Origin of the sequence: Sporosarcina sp. BP05, from assembly GCF_014282005.1 — a bacterium.
Lineage (GTDB): Bacteria > Bacillota > Bacilli > Bacillales_A > Planococcaceae > Sporosarcina.
The window spans coordinates 557,053-572,674 of sequence record NZ_JACFTD010000002.1; the positions used below are offsets into that span (position 1 = coordinate 557,053).

At 42.1% G+C, this 15,622-nt stretch carries 16 protein-coding genes; 11 read left to right on the forward strand and 5 right to left on the reverse strand.

Features of this window, described 5'->3' with window-relative positions:
* Positions 1 to 222: 222 nt before the first annotated feature.
* Positions 223 to 882, forward strand: a complete 660-nt coding sequence (locus tag H2672_RS04470; RefSeq protein ID WP_186669442.1) for a potassium channel family protein — start codon at positions 223 to 225, stop codon at positions 880 to 882.
* Positions 883 to 1,213: 331 nt separating this feature from the next.
* On the opposite strand, the gene rnjA is transcribed toward H2672_RS04470, so the two are convergent.
* From rnjA to def, 3 genes are all read right to left on the reverse strand, one after another.
* Positions 1,214 to 2,881, reverse strand: coding sequence for a ribonuclease J1 (rnjA, locus tag H2672_RS04475; RefSeq protein WP_186669445.1), 1,668 nt, complete (start codon positions 2,879 to 2,881; stop codon positions 1,214 to 1,216).
* 2 nt (positions 2,882 to 2,883) lie between these two features.
* Entirely contained in the window at positions 2,884 to 3,093 is a 210-nt protein-coding gene (locus H2672_RS04480; RefSeq protein WP_186669447.1) for a DNA-dependent RNA polymerase subunit epsilon, read from the reverse strand.
* 318 nt (positions 3,094 to 3,411) lie between these two features.
* Positions 3,412 to 3,969 (reverse strand): peptide deformylase, encoded by a 558-nt coding sequence (def, locus tag H2672_RS04485; RefSeq protein ID WP_186669449.1) that lies wholly within the window; start codon positions 3,967 to 3,969, stop codon positions 3,412 to 3,414.
* Between the two features lie 244 nt (positions 3,970 to 4,213).
* Here def and H2672_RS04490 point away from each other — a divergent pair, with 244 nt between their 5' ends.
* The 7 genes from H2672_RS04490 (at position 4,214) to H2672_RS04520 (ending at position 11,468) form a co-directional block, all read left to right on the forward strand.
* On the forward strand, positions 4,214 to 4,855 hold the full coding sequence (locus tag H2672_RS04490) for a YkyA family protein (RefSeq protein WP_186669450.1): 642 nt from the start codon (positions 4,214 to 4,216) through the stop codon (positions 4,853 to 4,855).
* Between the two features lie 266 nt (positions 4,856 to 5,121).
* A complete protein-coding gene (gene pdhA / locus H2672_RS04495; RefSeq protein WP_186669451.1) occupies positions 5,122 to 6,237 on the forward strand; it encodes a pyruvate dehydrogenase (acetyl-transferring) E1 component subunit alpha in 1,116 nt (371 codons plus the stop codon).
* 3 nt (positions 6,238 to 6,240) lie between these two features.
* Positions 6,241 to 7,218 (forward strand): alpha-ketoacid dehydrogenase subunit beta, encoded by a 978-nt coding sequence (locus H2672_RS04500; protein WP_186669452.1) that lies wholly within the window; start codon positions 6,241 to 6,243, stop codon positions 7,216 to 7,218.
* Between the two features lie 31 nt (positions 7,219 to 7,249).
* The gene (locus H2672_RS04505) at positions 7,250 to 8,602 is read left to right on the forward strand and encodes a dihydrolipoamide acetyltransferase family protein (protein WP_186669453.1); all 1,353 of its coding nucleotides are present in this window, start codon (positions 7,250 to 7,252) and stop codon (positions 8,600 to 8,602) included.
* Between the two features lie 3 nt (positions 8,603 to 8,605).
* On the forward strand, positions 8,606 to 10,018 hold the full coding sequence (lpdA, locus tag H2672_RS04510) for a dihydrolipoyl dehydrogenase (protein ID WP_186669454.1): 1,413 nt from the start codon (positions 8,606 to 8,608) through the stop codon (positions 10,016 to 10,018).
* A 187-nt stretch (positions 10,019 to 10,205) separates the two neighbouring features.
* Positions 10,206 to 11,162 carry an NAD(P)H-dependent flavin oxidoreductase gene (locus H2672_RS04515; protein WP_186669455.1) on the forward strand — a complete coding sequence of 319 codons (957 nt, stop codon included), beginning with the start codon at positions 10,206 to 10,208 and terminating at the stop codon, positions 11,160 to 11,162.
* A 24-nt stretch (positions 11,163 to 11,186) separates the two neighbouring features.
* A complete protein-coding gene (locus H2672_RS04520; protein WP_186669456.1) occupies positions 11,187 to 11,468 on the forward strand; it encodes a UPF0223 family protein in 282 nt (93 codons plus the stop codon).
* 15 nt (positions 11,469 to 11,483) lie between these two features.
* Here the strand turns inward: H2672_RS04520 and H2672_RS04525 are convergent, their stop codons facing one another.
* Positions 11,484 to 12,113 (reverse strand): YktB family protein, encoded by a 630-nt coding sequence (locus H2672_RS04525; protein WP_186669458.1) that lies wholly within the window; start codon positions 12,111 to 12,113, stop codon positions 11,484 to 11,486.
* Between the two features lie 159 nt (positions 12,114 to 12,272).
* Here H2672_RS04525 and H2672_RS04530 point away from each other — a divergent pair, with 159 nt between their 5' ends.
* The gene (locus tag H2672_RS04530) at positions 12,273 to 12,470 is read left to right on the forward strand and encodes a hypothetical protein (protein ID WP_186669460.1); all 198 of its coding nucleotides are present in this window, start codon (positions 12,273 to 12,275) and stop codon (positions 12,468 to 12,470) included.
* Positions 12,471 to 12,587: 117 nt separating this feature from the next.
* Positions 12,588 to 13,382 (forward strand): inositol monophosphatase family protein, encoded by a 795-nt coding sequence (locus H2672_RS04535; protein ID WP_186669462.1) that lies wholly within the window; start codon positions 12,588 to 12,590, stop codon positions 13,380 to 13,382.
* A 66-nt stretch (positions 13,383 to 13,448) separates the two neighbouring features.
* On the opposite strand, the gene H2672_RS04540 is transcribed toward H2672_RS04535, so the two are convergent.
* Positions 13,449 to 13,634, reverse strand: a complete 186-nt coding sequence (locus tag H2672_RS04540) for a YlaF family protein (protein WP_186669464.1) — start codon at positions 13,632 to 13,634, stop codon at positions 13,449 to 13,451.
* Between the two features lie 99 nt (positions 13,635 to 13,733).
* Here H2672_RS04540 and typA point away from each other — a divergent pair, with 99 nt between their 5' ends.
* The gene (typA, locus tag H2672_RS04545; protein WP_186669471.1) at positions 13,734 to 15,563 is read left to right on the forward strand and encodes a translational GTPase TypA; all 1,830 of its coding nucleotides are present in this window, start codon (positions 13,734 to 13,736) and stop codon (positions 15,561 to 15,563) included.
* Positions 15,564 to 15,622: the final 59 nt, after the last annotated feature.

Genomic DNA, 15,622 nt, shown 5'->3' on the forward strand with positions numbered 1-15,622 from the left:
CTACACATCCAGACATCCCGGTAATCGTATAGAAGTCATTCAATCCACAGCAATCCAAAGTCAACTATACACGTAGCGGGCAGTAGGTCATTAAGTTATTCACGGGTTACATTTGGTTAATCAACAAGCGTGGTCTATTAAGTACCCCGATGGAAATTTGTGAGTGCGAATTCAATATGATACACTAATCGAATCCAGTAAGTGGATAGGGGAGGGTGCTCTATGAAAAAGGAATTTGCGGTGATTGGTTTGGGGCGTTTCGGGGGGAGTATCGTAAGAGAGCTAATAGAACTCGATGCTGATGTTATGGCAATTGATATTTCACCAGAAAGAGTGGATGAGTTTGCTCATATTGCAACCCAGGCGGTCGCAGCTGACACGACTGATGAGTCTGTTCTCAGATCACTTGGCATCCGCAACTTTGAGCATGTAGTCGTTGCGATTGGTGAAAATATCCAAGCAAGTATTTTGACGACACTCATGTTGAAAGAAATCGGTGTAAAAAAAATAACAGTGAAAGCGCAAAATGATTCCCATGAAAAAGTGTTGCGTAAAATCGGGGCTGACCAGGTCGTACATCCTGAACGCGATATGGGCATCAGAATTGCTAATAATATGGTATCGAATAATATACTCGATTATCTTGAGTTGTCTGATGAGTATTCCATTGCGGAGATAAAGGCGAATGAAAAACTCGTAGGATTTACATTAATAGATTTAGACATTAGGGCCAAATATGGTGTCAATATTGTTGCAATTAAACGTGGTAAACATATTCTTGTATCGCCTCAAGCGATAGAGAAAATCCGACTTGAAGATATCTTGATTGTGATTGGATCGGACGAGGAGATTCATAAGTTTGAAAAGAAAGCACTGCATTGATGAATAATAAAAAAACCGTAAACGCATATAAGCGTTTACGGTTTTTTAAAAAGGTAAGAAAGTATAAGTTTTTTGACTTGGAATAGTGTCTAGCTCCAGGCGCTCGGAGGCACACAGGATGTGGGTCACGTAGCCATTGCCGCAGGACGCGGCGTACTTAGGCTAGGTTCCTTGAAAGCAATCCAGCTATGTGGCAAAGAGCGCCACGTCGTGCCTGCAAGGATGCAGGTATGCGGTCGTTGCGACAGGACGTCGCGATCCTAGACTGCCTTCCCTTGGATCGACTTATGCCTGTCGCGTCTAGAAGGCGCCTTCCGCTATTCTTATTTTATTAAACTTCCATAATCACAGGAAGCACCATTGGCTTACGTTTCGTCTTATCGTATAAATACGGTCCGAGAACATCAATGATTTCACTTTTCAGAGCATCGAAATCTGCGGGCGAGCTTGCAAGCTTGCGTTGCATCTGTTTGGATAACATCTGTTGTGCTTCGTGAATCATTGCACCAGATTCACGCATATAAACGAATCCACGGGAAATGATATCTGGTCCCGAAACGACACGATTGCGTTTTAGGTCCACTGTTGCCACAACAATTACAAGACCATCTTCAGATAAGATTCTACGATCACGCAGAACGACGCTACCGATATCTCCGATTCCGCTTCCGTCAATATAGACGTCACCAGAAGGAATCCGGCCTGCAAGGTGCGCTTCATCTTGTGTAAGAGCGAGTACATCGCCATTCCCCATGATGAATGTGTTCTCTCGAGGAACATCACAAGAGACTGCAAGGTCTGTATGGATTTTCAACATTCTATACTCACCGTGAATAGGCATGAAGAATTTTGGTTTAATCAATCTGATCATCAATTTCTGTTCTTCCTGCGAACCATGACCGGAAGTATGGATATTATTTAAAGAACCATGGAGCACATCAGCACCCGCACGAAATAGTGCATTAATAGCTTTATTGATGCTAAGTGTATTGCCTGGAATCGGTGAAGACGAGAAAATTACCGTATCGCCAGGATGGATTTGAACTTGTCTATGCGTACCGTTCGCGATACGAGATAGTGCAGCCATCGGTTCACCTTGACTACCTGTACAAAGAATTAATACTTTGTTTGCTGGCAGCTTATTCAATGATTGGGTATCAACAAATAATTCTTTTGGTGCATCGATGTAACCAAGTTCACGCCCAATTGTAATGGCGTTGTCCATGCTACGGCCGAACACTGCAATTTTACGACCCAATACCTGAGCAGACTCAATCACTTGTTGTAGTCTATGAATATTAGATGCGAATGTCGCGAATATAATACGGCCGTCAACTTTTCTGAAGATTTCATTCAAGCTGTCGCCGACTTTTCGTTCAGACATTGTGAAGTTAGGGATTTCAGCATTTGTACTATCTGACAACAGACAAAGTACGCCTTCGCTACCGATTTTCGCCATCTTAGTCAAGTTTGCTGGTTCCCCAACTGGTGTGAAGTCGAATTTGAAATCACCCGTGTGAACAATATTACCGGAAGGTGTTTTAACTACAACACCGAATGCATCTGGAATACTGTGTGTTGTCCTGAAAAATGATACTGCTGTCTTACGGAACTTAAATACATCATCCTCACCAAAAGGAATTAACTTAGTAGTCCGTAACAGGCCATGCTCTTCCAGTTTGTTACGCAAAAGTCCAAGTGCGAGTTTTCCGCCATATACTGGAACATTAATTTTACGAAGAAGATAAGGAATACCACCAATGTGATCTTCGTGACCATGTGTAATAAATAGGCCTTTAATCTTGTCCACATTACGTTCAAGATACGTGTAATCCGGAATGACGTAGTCGATACCGAGTAATGCGTCATCGGGGAATTTAATACCCGCATCAATTAGAATAATTTCATCTTGGAATTGTACACCATATGTGTTTTTACCGATTTCACCTAGTCCGCCTAAAGCGAAAACAGCAGTTTCATTGTTTTTAATAGATTTCATGTTTAAACCTCTTCAAGCTCGAAATAGGGTGCAGCCTGTTCGTATTCAAGATGAACACCTTCAAGAAGTTGGACATATTCGATATTAAAAGAACGGTCTTTTAACTTCGCACGGACTGACCTTTCCGAATCCGCTTCGATGTACATGCTTTTTGTATTTTCACGGACTGGAATTTGAAGCAAGTTCTCTTGATAATAAATTTTATAAATCATCGTTTGCTCTCCTTTTTACGTTCGATTGAACTGATTCTCTTTATATTAGCATGACACTTCTTTAAAATAAAGAAAAGCCCACCAATTTGATGGCAGGCTTAACATAATTAAGCGATAGTTTTTTTTCCGAGTATGCCATTTAGCCGTTTCAACCATTTACGTTTTAGGCGTTTGTACATGGCGACATCACTCCTCGAAATCATTATACCGTTGTCAGAACATTTTGTCAAGAGGGGATTTCTGTATAGCGGAAAGATCCATCCATGAAAATACAGATTCCATTCAACTAGCTTTGCCGCATTCTAGTGATAGCCGGATTTAATCTCGTACAAGTGGAGTAGCACCGGGAATATCCTTAAAAGGTGATTCTTTATCAATATGATCATAGAACATTACGCCGTTCAAATGGTCAAGTTCATGTTGAAAAGCGATAGCGGCAAGTCCTTTCAATCTTTTTTTGAATTCGTTTCCATCAGGATCGTATGCTTTAATCGTAATCCGTGCATAACGAGGTACAAAACCTTCTATATCGCGATCTACTGAAAGGCAGCCTTCGCCTGAAGGAAGATAGGTTTTTTCGATTGAGTGACTGACGATTTTGGGGTTAATAGCAATAAAACTAACTGTTTGTTGAACATCATCTGTAATGTGGAGCGCAAATATTCTTTTCGATTTGTCTAATTGTGGTGCGGCCAGGCCGATTCCGGGGCGGAGGTCGAACTTTTCACTAAGTTCGGGATCTTGACTGTTAATAACGTACCCAATTAAATCGTCGCAAAGTTCTCGGTCAACGTTGGACAATGGGAAACTTAATTCTTCAGCTTGTGTGCGGAGAGCGGGGTGTCCGTCCCTGACAATATGTTCCATTAAAATCATTGTTGAATCTTCCTTTCGAATTTACTCTATTCAATAGTATAAACGAATGTGAATAGGGGTGAAAGAAATTGAACGCGAAGTTGATTAGTGAAATGTAAAACGTTATAGTTTAACTTCATTCAGCAGGGGACCAAAACCCTGCTGAATGAAGGCAACCTAAGTGCGCCGCGTCCTGCGGCAACGCTTGCATGACCTACGTCCTGTAGGTCAGCGTATTTGATAGGGGAATTGGAGGTTGGCAAATTTGAAAAAAACGATTATGGGGTTCATATTAGCGATAACTTTGATGCTGTCCGGATGTAATTCTGACTCGTCGATTGAAAAGAAGCTGTCAGCTACCATAACAAAATTGAATAATGCTGAACAAGTGTATCTAGATGCGCAAGGTGAATTGGCGGAGCTTGAAAAATCGGAACAGGAATTATTTAATCAGGCGATGGAATTGACGCAACAACAACTGGGTGAGCTGGAAATAAAGGTAGCTGAACTTGAAGAATTGCTGGGACAACGACTTACTCTTATAGAAAGAGAAGAAAAGTCCATAAGTAAAGCAAGCAAATCCGCGGATGAGCTCGATGCAATCATAGAACAAGTAGATGGAAATATTGGAAAAGGGTTAGAAGAACTAAAAAGAGCGGTTACAAACCGATATGAGCTCCATTCAGCTTTTGTTGTTGAGTATAAAAAACTCACCAGCTTGCAAAAGGAGTTATACGAAATGCTTATTGCTAAAGAAGTTGAACTGAAAGGACTGAAGGATAAAGTTGGGGAAGTGAATGAGCAGAATGAGTTAGTCCAATTAGCGGTTAACTCCTTTAATGACGCGACGGTCAAAGTGAATGTATTGAAGGAAGATGTTTTTTCTAGTTTACAAATAGGGAAATGAGGAATAACAAGGTGAAGGAGTAAAATCTTCGCCTTTTTTTATGATTTTAAAAGTTATGAAAAAGACATTCTATTATAATACAGACGGCTTATTGTGCTAATACAGTTTGGTATTAACTATCAATTCTACTAGCTATTAACTCCAAGGGGACATGTAATTACTATGTTTGACCATTCAGTTCTGATTAGATATACTGTGAATGGAATAGATTGTACCAATCAATAAAGTAATGGTTCATAATACAGTTAAAAAGGAGAGTTGCCGAAATGGCTGCCAAAAAAGACAAGCAGTTCGATCCGGTGGAAACACTTCACGCGATTGAAGAAAAGTTTGAAATGTTCCAGATCTTGAACGAAGAAGGCGAAATCGTTAATAAGGATGCAGATCCGAATTTATCCGATGAAGAACTCATTGAGTTAATGACACGTATGGTATATACACGTATTTTGGATCAACGTTCAATATCGTTGAACCGTCAAGGACGTCTAGGATTCTACGCACCGACAGCAGGACAAGAAGCATCACAACTTGCTTCACAGTTTGCACTAGAAAAAGAGGACTTCATCCTTCCAGGTTACCGTGACGTTCCACAAATGTTATTCCACGGATTACCTTTATCGACGGCATTTTTATGGTCACGCGGGCACTTCCAAGGTGGCGCTATTCCTGAATCTGTCAATGTATTCCCACCACAAATTATTATCGGTGCACAATATATTCAAGCGGCAGGTATTGCACTTGGCTTCCAAAAACGCGGAACGAAAGCAGTTGCAATGACATACACAGGTGACGGCGGAACATCGCAGGGTGATTTCTATGAAGGGATTAACTTTGCGGGAGCATATCGTTCTCCAGCAATCTTTATCATTCAAAACAACCAATTCGCGATTTCAACTCCACGTGAAATGCAAACAGCTGCAAAAACACTTGCACAAAAAGGTATTGCAGCAGGTATCCCGAGTATTCTTGTTGACGGTATGGATCCACTTGCGGTGTATGCGGTTACACGCGACGCACGCGAGCGCGCAATCAATGGCGATGGACCAACATTGATTGAGGCACTTTGCTACCGCTACGGACCACATACGATGGCAGGAGACGATCCTACACGTTACCGTACTTCAGAAACAGACAGCGAATGGGAAAAACGCGATCCGCTAATCCGTTTCCGTACATACCTTGAAGCAAAAGGTATTTGGAATGAAGAAAAAGAAAACGCCGTAATTGAACGTGCTAAAGAAGAAATTAAAGAAGCAATCAAAATAGCAGATGCAGCTCCAAAACAAAAAGTGAGCGATTTTATCAACATCATGTACAAAGGCGAGCTACCTTACAACTTGCAAGAGCAGCTAGCCATTTACACAGAGAAGGAGTCGAAGTAACCGATGGCACAAATGACGATGATTCAAGCAATAACTGATGCTCTACGTACGGAGCTGAAAAATGATGAAAACGTCCTCGTCTTCGGCGAAGACGTTGGAAATAACGGTGGTGTCTTCCGTGCAACTGAAGGCTTGCAAAAAGAATTTGGCGAAGTGCGTGTATTCGATACGCCGCTTGCGGAATCTGGTATTGGTGGACTAGCAATTGGTTTAGCATTCACAGGCTTCCGTCCAGTTATGGAAATCCAGTTCTTTGGTTTCCTTTATGAAGTAATTGACTCAGTTAGCGGTCAACTTGCACGCATGAGTTTCCGTAGCGCAGGACGTTTCAATGCACCTGTTACAATCCGCTCACCATTCGGTGGCGGCGTAGCAACACCTGAGATGCACGCTGACAGCCTTGAAGGTCTAGTAGCTTCACAACCAGGGTTGAAAGTTGTTATTCCTTCAACGCCTTATGATGCTAAAGGGCTTTTGATATCTGCAATCCGCGACGACAATCCGGTCATTTTCCTTGAACATATGAAACTGTACCGTTCATTTAGACAAGAAGTTCCTGAAGAAGAGTACACGATTCCACTTGGCAAAGCGGATGTGAAACGTGAAGGGAAAGATCTTTCAATTATCACGTACGGCGCAATGGTTCACGAAAGCTTGAAAGCGGCTGAAGAGCTTGAAAAAGAAGGCTTCTCAGTAGAAGTTATCGACTTGCGTACAATTCAACCGATGGATATCGAAACAATCATTGCATCTGTTGAAAAAACAAACCGTGCAATGGTTGTACAAGAAGCGCAGAAACAAGCAGGAATTGCTGCGAACATCGTAGCTGAAATTACAGAACGTGCAATACTTAGCCTTGAAGCACCTGTTCTTCGTGTAACGGCACCGGATACTATCTATCCATTTGCACAAGGCGAAAATGCTTGGCTTCCAAATGCAAAAGATATTATCGAAACAGCTAAAAAAGTATTGACGTTCTAACTAAAGTCTGAACTAAGAAAGGGTGAATCGCGTGGCATATGAATTCCGTTTACCAGATATCGGAGAAGGAATCCATGAAGGTGAAGTCGTAAAATGGTTCGTCGCTAAAGGCGATAAAATCAATGAAGATGACATACTTCTTGAAATCCAGAACGATAAAGCAGTTGTAGAAATTCCATCACCGGTTACGGGTACTGTAGAAGAAATAGTCGTTTCCGAAGGCACAGTTGCAATCGTGGGGGATGTATTAATTCGCTTCGATGCACCTGGTTATGAAAATGTGAAAACTGAAGAGGATGACAACGCTGAAACTGAAGCGCAAGTTCAAGCAACTGCTGAAGCAGGTCAACCGATTGAAAAAGAAGAGGCGCCTAAGGACCAACCGGCGGCAACGGTAGCTGCCTCATCTGCAAGTGTACAAGCACAAACAGATGTCGATCCGAATCGTCGAATTATTGCAATGCCTTCAGTACGTAAATTTGCGCGTGAGCAAGGTGTCGAAATTCAGCAAGTTTCAGGATCAGGCAAAAACGGCCGCGTTTTAAAAGAAGACATTGAATCATTCAAAAATGGTGGTCAAACTCAGGCTGTAGCTTCAGCAGTAGTTGACCAAGACGTTCAAATTGAAATTGATGTTGCGCAAGAAACTTCAGCTCCGGCTCCAGTTCATCTTGAAGGCGATTTCCCCGAAACACGCGAAAAAATGTCTGGAATTCGAAAAGCAATTGCCAAAGCAATGGTCAATTCAAAGCATACTGCTCCGCATGTTACGTTGCTTGACGAAGTGGATGTTACAGAACTCGTTGCACATCGCAAAAAATTCAAAGACATTGCTGCAGAAAAAGACATCAAACTTACGTACTTGCCTTATGTCGTAAAAGCACTCGTTTCGACATTGCGTGAATTCCCAGCGTTTAACAGCTCACTCGATGATGCTACGCAAGAAATTGTTCAGAAGCATTATTATAATATTGGTATCGCTGCAGACACTGACCGTGGACTTCTTGTCCCTGTTATCAAGCATGCGGACCGCAAATCGATTTTCGCGATTTCTGATGAAATCAACAGCCTTGCTGTAAAAGCACGCGATGGTAAATTAGCACCTGCTGAAATGAAGGGTGCATCTTGTTCAATCACGAATATTGGGTCTGCAGGAGGACAATGGTTTACACCAATCATTAATCATCCTGAGGTTGCAATTCTCGGAATTGGCCGCATCGCAGAAAAGCCAGTTGTAAAAAATGGTGAAATCGTAGCGGCACCTATGTTAGCATTGTCATTGGTATTCGATCACCGGATGATCGACGGCGCTACTGCACAACATGCGTTGAATCACCTTAAGAGATTGCTCGCAAATCCGGAACTTTTATTAATGGAGGCGTAAACAATGGTAGTAGGAGACTTTCCAATCGAAGTAGATACACTTGTCGTAGGTTCTGGACCAGGAGGATATGTCGCAGCAATTCGTGCGGCACAATTGGGCCAAAAAGTAATCGTTGTTGAAAAAGGCGATATTGGTGGCGTGTGCTTGAACGTAGGATGTATTCCTTCAAAAGCACTAATTGCTGTTGGACATCGTTTTGCTAATGCTAAAAATTCTGATTCAATGGGGATTACAGCGACAGAAGTGAAACTAGATTTCACTAAAGCGCAAGCGTTCAAAGATGGCGTAGTCAACAAGTTGACTGGTGGAGTTGCAGGACTTCTTAAAGGAAACAAGATTGATTATGTGCAAGGTGAAGCTTATTTCGTCGATAGCAACACAGTACGTGTGATGGACGAAACTTCTGCACAAACATATAAATTCAAAAATGCAATCATTGCAACGGGTTCACGTCCGATTGAAATTCCGACGTTCAAGTTTACAAAACGCGTTATTAATTCTACAGGTGCTTTGGCTCTTACAGAATTACCGGGTAAACTTGTTGTTATCGGTGGCGGTTATATCGGTACTGAGCTAGGATCTTCATATGCAAACCTTGGATCAGAAGTAACGATTATTGAAGGCGGCAATGACATTCTTGCAGGTTTTGAAAAACAAATGACACAAATCGTTAAAAAAGGCTTGAAGAAAAAAGGCGTCGAGGTTGTCGTTAAAGCTTCTGCAAAAGGTGTTGAAGAGACAGCTACTGGCGTTACAGTAACATACGAAGTAGGCGGAGAAGAGAAGAAAGTCGAAGCTGATTACGTACTTGTTACAGTAGGCCGTCGTCCGAATACGGATGAAATCGGATTAGAAGAGATAGGTATCAAGTTCCTTGAACGCGGTCTTATCCAAGTCGACAAACAATGCCGTACAAGCATTCCAAATATCTATGCAATTGGTGATATTGTTCCAGGACTTCAGCTTGCACATAAAGCTTCTTATGAAGCTAAAATTGCGGCAGAAGCAATTTCAGGTGAGAAGTCTGAAGTTGACTACTTGGCAATTCCTGCCGTTTGTTTCACTGATCCTGAACTTGCAGCTGTTGGCTTGAATGAGCAACAGGCAAAAGAAGAAGGTTATGAAACGGTAGTAGGGAAATTCCCATTTGCAGCTAATGGACGGGCGCTTGCGCTTGATGCTTCAGAAGGTTTCGTCAAACTTGTATCACGTAAAGAAGACGGACTTCTACTTGGGGCGCAAATTGTGGGTGAAAGTGCATCAGATATGATATCTGAACTTGCTCTTGCAATCGAAGCGGGAATGACGCTTGAAGATATCGCAATGACAATTCATGCTCATCCAACATTGAGTGAAATCTCAATGGAAGCGGCGGAAGTTGCTTTGGGTAAGCCAATTCATATGATTTCGAAATAAGTATCTAGAGTACGAGATTAAAACCGTCGATGAGGCAGCAAGTTATCCTCATCGACGGTTTTTTAGTTTAAATCGGGCTATGAAACTGGTATTTAGGTTAGTGTGACCCAACTTCTTTTGCCTTTTGTTGCAGGTTTAGTAGATGCAGATGAAGAAGAGAGTCAGGGGACTAACGGGGGGAATTCAAATGGAATGGAAAACAAAAGTAACAGAACTGCTTGATATCAATTATCCAATCATCCAGGGCGGGCTCGCGTACTTGGCTTATGCGCAACTGGCAGCAGCCGTTTCGGAAGCAGGGGGACTTGGGCAAATTACTGCGATGAGTTTGGATTCCGCAGATGCACTACGCGCAGAGATAACGAAAGTGAAAGCACTGACTGATAAACCGTTCGGCGTGAACTTTGCGATTGGACAACATGGACGTCCATATGCCCATATGGTGGAAGCTGCTTTGGAAGAAGGTGTTACAGTAATGTCTGTAACGGGTGGAAATCCCGCGCCGTTTTTTGCTCAACTTGAAAATACAAACGTTAAAAAGCTCGTGCTAGTTGCTGCTAAAAGACAGGCTCAGAAAGCAGAATCACTTGGAGCTGATGCAGTTATGGTTGTTGGGCAAGAAGGTGGGGGACATCTTGGGCGTGACGATGTCGGAACAATGGTGCTTGTGCCGCAAGTTGTCGATGCTGTTTCAATCCCAGTTATTGCATCCGGTGGCATCGGGGATGGTCGAGGTTGGATGGCTGCTCAGGCACTAGGCGCCGAGGGAATCGAGATGGGAACTAGATTTATTGCGACGAAAGAGTGTGTCCATGCATCTCAAGCTTATAAAAATCTTCTACTAGCAAGTAGTGAAACCGATACGACTGTCATTAAAAGAACACTAGGAGCACCTGCCCGAGCGTTGACTGGGAGTTGGACGAAGAAAATAATTGACATGGAAGCCGAAGATGCTGATTATGAAGCGATGAAAGATTTAATCAGCGGTGAAGCGAACCGCCGTTTTATTCATGATGGAGATGCTGATAATGGTTATGGATGGGCTGGTCAGGTTGCTGGGCTTATCAACGATGTACCATCCGTTGCAGAATTAGTTGAGCGTATGGTGAATGAAGCGGAAACAATCCGTAAAAGATGGAACTAAAGAGAGTAAAGGGAGCGAATTAGCATGGATTATAATTATCCTATTAGGCATGACTGGTCGACCGTAGAAATTATCGCAGTCGCGGCATTTTATGAGGCAGTTGAAAAGGCATATGAATCTGGTATTGCAGGAGAAAAACTGATGGAGACATATCGGGGATTTAAAAAAGTGGTCCCTTCCATGGCGGAAGAGAAAACATTGTGCAAGGAATTTGAGGAAGCGAGCGGTTACGTCTGTTACCGTGTAGTTCAAATGGCAAAAGGTTCAAATGGCGAAGAAATAATAAAAGGAATGCCCTCGCGCTAAGCGGGAGCATTCCTTTTATTTTTTATTAATGACTACATCATAAACAGGTAGCAGTTGGTCAAAAGTCTCTTCTGCAAATGCCATGAATTCTGCATTAGAAAATTTAACCGCGTCTTCACGTGGCAAATGACGACCGACAAGGAACTCCGCTTTTTTGACAGTTTGTAGCCGTTCTAAAAGTTGTTCGAGGCCATCGTCTCCTGCTTGTACTATAGTTGTGGCTTCGGGTTTCATGTGATCTCCAGAAACGATATAAGTGCCGGGAAGAGATGTTAAAATCCTCAAGTTCAGTTCTAAACGCTCGGCAATTCCCTTTTTATCTGGATTCTCATAAATTACCGCTAAAATAATGAATAAATGTGTTCCCCATAAGCCAATCTGAAAATGAGGCAACGCTTTGTAGCCTCGTTTTGCAGGTGCGAATGCGACCCAACTGTCATTTGGCGGATTTACTGTCCGTCTTGCGTGTTTAGCCACATGCGGGAAAAATTCATCAGTCCCATGTGCAGAAAGGCGGTCCGCAAAATGTGTACCTAAAGTTCCGAACTTTGGCTGGATCCGATTTTGCAATGCTTCCATCCGATTTTCTAGCCCTTCAATTGAAAATACATCAAAATCATCATTTTCCCAAAAACGACCAAGCATATTCACTACCCCCGATTACATTTACACGTTTATCATAGCAGAAAACGGGGAACAATCTTTAGTAACAAGGCTTATAACTAGAGCAAACATCAGTCGCAGCATATTTTAATTATAACTAGCAGAAAATTTAGACTATATGAAGAAAAAGGGGTGTCAACTATGAAACAAGTCGTCCATGTAATCCGCAAAGCCGATGTAGAGAAAGAATATGTAAAGCTACTTAACCTAGAACTCGATTATGAACTTGCAACGCTTTTCGATGCTGTACAAGAAGATGATGCAAAACAGAAAATGAAAAGCAAACATAGGCTTATGGAGATTCGCCGTGAGCTGGAGATACTAAATGGCTTCGCATGATTCCGATTGGCGCACCAGAAAGGCATCCATACACTTCCTGTAGAAACAGGGATAGTGTAATGAGATGCCTTTTTCGATATAGTGTATATAGGTAGTGGTAATGAAAGGGGTGGCTTTATGAAGTGGGGAATTATTGATCGATATGCAAAGTCGTTGATAAAAGAAGCGGGTCATAAAATTCGTGTGTCTTTTTTCAATCAAATCGATATCGATTCAAAATCAAGTGCGAATGATCTTGTGACGAATATTGATAAAGAAATCGAACAATTTTTCATCAGTAGAATTAAAAGAGATTTCCCTGACCATAAGATTTTAGGTGAAGAAGGGTTTGGCGATATTGTTCAGACGCTTGATGGGGTTGTTTGGATGCTTGACCCAATTGATGGAACGATGAATTTCATCCACCAAAAGCGGAACTTTGCCATTTCTCTTGGAATATATGCAGAAGGCGTCGGTATGCTTGGTTATATTTATGATGTGATGCGCGATGATTTTTATCATGCTGCTAAAGATGAAGGGGCTTATTTCAATGATGAACGGCTACCGCAATTAGAGATTACGCCATTAGCAGAAGCCGTTATTGGTATTAATGCCAGTTGGGTGGCTCCGAATCGCTTCGTTGATAACGAAAAAATTATTGAGCTGATTAAAAAATGCAGGGGGACAAGATCGTATGGCTCAGCAGCGCTCGAGCTTGCGTATGTCTCGTCTGGCAGGCTGGATGCATATATGTCTATGAGGTTGTCGCCGTGGGATGTTGCTGGAGGTATTGTTATTGCGCAGGAGGTCGGTGCTGTCGCAACAAACATGAAAGGGGATTTTCCGCACCTTCTTGGGCAAGATACATTTATAGTCGCAAGGCCAGGATTGCATCAAGATATAGTGACAAACTATATCGACCTAAAACAATAAAAAAAGGACGTTACAAGCACCGGATACTCCGATTACCTTGAAACGTCACATTTGAAAAATATTTTATTAAAGTAGTCCTTGTTCTCTATATTTCTTTTTCGTTTTAAATCCGTTACCCATAATTAGAATCAATGCAACGATTGCTACAATCGCAATCGTGGGGCTGCTCATTCCGACTGCAACGCCGATTGCACACATAGAAGCGATAGCAGCAATGGCATAAAAAACGAAAATCCACTTGATGTTTTTCAAAAAAATACCTCCATCTACAATTAAATGTTTTCGAATTATCAATACATGTGCTATAATAACACAGTTAATCAACCGAAAAAAGAATAATGGAGTGAAATCATGACTAAACTTAGAAATGACTTACGTAACATAGCTATTATCGCCCACGTCGACCACGGAAAAACGACGCTTGTCGATCAACTTTTGAAACAATCGGGGATCTTCCGTTCTAACGAACAAGTAGATGACCGTGCAATGGACTCAAATGAAATTGAACGTGAACGCGGAATTACGATTCTTGCAAAGAATACCGCAATTGAATATAAAGATACAAAAATCAACATTTTGGATACACCAGGTCACGCAGATTTCGGCGGAGAAGTGGAACGTATCTTGAAAATGGTAGATGGTGTAATTCTTGTTGTTGACTCATACGAAGGGTGTATGCCACAAACGCGTTTCGTACTGAAAAAAGCGCTTGAGCAGAACTTGAAACCAATCGTTGTCGTTAATAAAATTGACCGTGAATTTGCACGCCCTGAAGAAGTAGTTGATGAAGTTCTTGAATTATTCATAGAACTAGATGCGAACGACGAACAACTTGAATTCCCAGTTATTTATGCATCAGGATTCAACGGTACTGCAAGCTTATCACCAGACGTTTCAACACAAGAAGAAACGTTGCGTGTTCTTTATGACGCGATTCTAGAACATATTCCTGCTCCAGTCGATAATCGCGACGAGCCTTTACAGTTCCAAGTATCCCTTCTTGACTATAGCGATTATGTTGGTCGGATCGGTATCGGACGGATTTTCCGTGGAACGATGCAAGTCGGGCAGTCGGTTGCCGTTATGAAACGTGATGGTACTGTGAAAAACTACCGTGTTACAAAATTGTCCGGATTCCTCGGTTTGAAACGCGTTGATATCCAAGAGGCTTTCTCTGGGGATCTTGTTGCAGTATCTGGAATGGAGAACATTGACGTTAGTGAAACAATTTGTCCGGCAGATCATCTGGAGGCACTTCCGGAGTTGTTCATTGACGAACCAACGTTACAAATGACATTCCTTGTAAACAATAGTCCGTTTGCAGGTAAAGAAGGTAAATGGGTAACGTCAAGGAAAATCGACGAACGCCTTCAATCGCAATTGCAAACAGACGTATCCCTTCGTGTAGATCCAACTGATTCGCCTGATGCATGGACTGTTTCAGGACGCGGTGAGCTTCACCTGTCTATTCTTATTGAAAACATGCGCCGTGAAGGATTTGAATTGCAAGTTTCGAAACCAACAGTAATTGTAAGAGAAATAGATGGCGTTCGTTGTGAGCCTATCGAACGTTTACAAATTGATATTCCTGAAGAGCATACAGGCTCTATTATCGAGTCAATTGGTGAACGTAAAGGCGAAATGATTGATATGATCAACAATGGTAACGGACAAGTTCGTCTAATATTCAATGTGCCTGCACGTGGCTTAATCGGCTATTCAACAGAATTCCTAACATTGACAAGAGGTTATGGAATTATGAATCATACGTTCGATTCTTACCAGCCTATGGCAAAAGGTAAAGTCGGAGGTCGCAGAAACGGTGTTCTCGTTTCAATGGAGAACGGAACAGCTACGCCTTACAGCATCATGCAGCTAGAAGATCGCGGTATTATGTTTGTTGGTGCCGGAACTGATATCTACGCAGGAATGGTTGTTGGTGAAAATACGCGCGAAAGCGATTTGACAATCAACCTAACGAAGGCTAAACAAGCGACAAACGTTCGTTCAGCTTCTAAAGACCAAACAGTCACAACTAAAAAACCACGTATTATGTCGCTTGAAGAAGCGTTACAATACCTGGACGATGACGAGTATTGCGAAGTGACGCCAGTATCGATCAGGCTCCGCAAGAAGATACTTGATAAAAACGAACGCGAACGTGTTCAGAAAAAGAAATAATCACTGTTTAGACTTAAGTGATCTTAATAAAGGAAAGCATATTGAGTGCTTACCCATAC

Excerpts from the sequence above, each read along its gene's own strand:
- H2672_RS04470 (WP_186669442.1), top strand. The coding sequence starts at position 223 with ATGAAAAAGGAATTTGCGGTGATTGGTTTGGGGCGTTTCGGGGGGAGT.
- rnjA (WP_186669445.1), bottom strand. The coding sequence starts at position 2,881 with ATGAAATCTATTAAAAACAATGAAACTGCTGTTTTCGCTTTAGGCGGA.
- H2672_RS04480 (WP_186669447.1), bottom strand. The coding sequence starts at position 3,093 with ATGATTTATAAAATTTATTATCAAGAGAACTTGCTTCAAATTCCAGTC.
- def (WP_186669449.1), bottom strand. The coding sequence starts at position 3,969 with ATGATTTTAATGGAACATATTGTCAGGGACGGACACCCCGCTCTCCGC.
- pdhA (WP_186669451.1), top strand. The coding sequence starts at position 5,122 with ATGGCTGCCAAAAAAGACAAGCAGTTCGATCCGGTGGAAACACTTCAC.
- H2672_RS04500 (WP_186669452.1), top strand. The coding sequence starts at position 6,241 with ATGGCACAAATGACGATGATTCAAGCAATAACTGATGCTCTACGTACG.
- lpdA (WP_186669454.1), top strand. The coding sequence starts at position 8,606 with ATGGTAGTAGGAGACTTTCCAATCGAAGTAGATACACTTGTCGTAGGT.
- H2672_RS04515 (WP_186669455.1), top strand. The coding sequence starts at position 10,206 with ATGGAATGGAAAACAAAAGTAACAGAACTGCTTGATATCAATTATCCA.
- H2672_RS04520 (WP_186669456.1), top strand. The coding sequence starts at position 11,187 with ATGGATTATAATTATCCTATTAGGCATGACTGGTCGACCGTAGAAATT.
- H2672_RS04525 (WP_186669458.1), bottom strand. The coding sequence starts at position 12,113 with ATGCTTGGTCGTTTTTGGGAAAATGATGATTTTGATGTATTTTCAATT.
- H2672_RS04530 (WP_186669460.1), top strand. The coding sequence starts at position 12,273 with ATGAAACAAGTCGTCCATGTAATCCGCAAAGCCGATGTAGAGAAAGAA.
- H2672_RS04535 (WP_186669462.1), top strand. The coding sequence starts at position 12,588 with ATGAAGTGGGGAATTATTGATCGATATGCAAAGTCGTTGATAAAAGAA.
- typA (WP_186669471.1), top strand. The coding sequence starts at position 13,734 with ATGACTAAACTTAGAAATGACTTACGTAACATAGCTATTATCGCCCAC.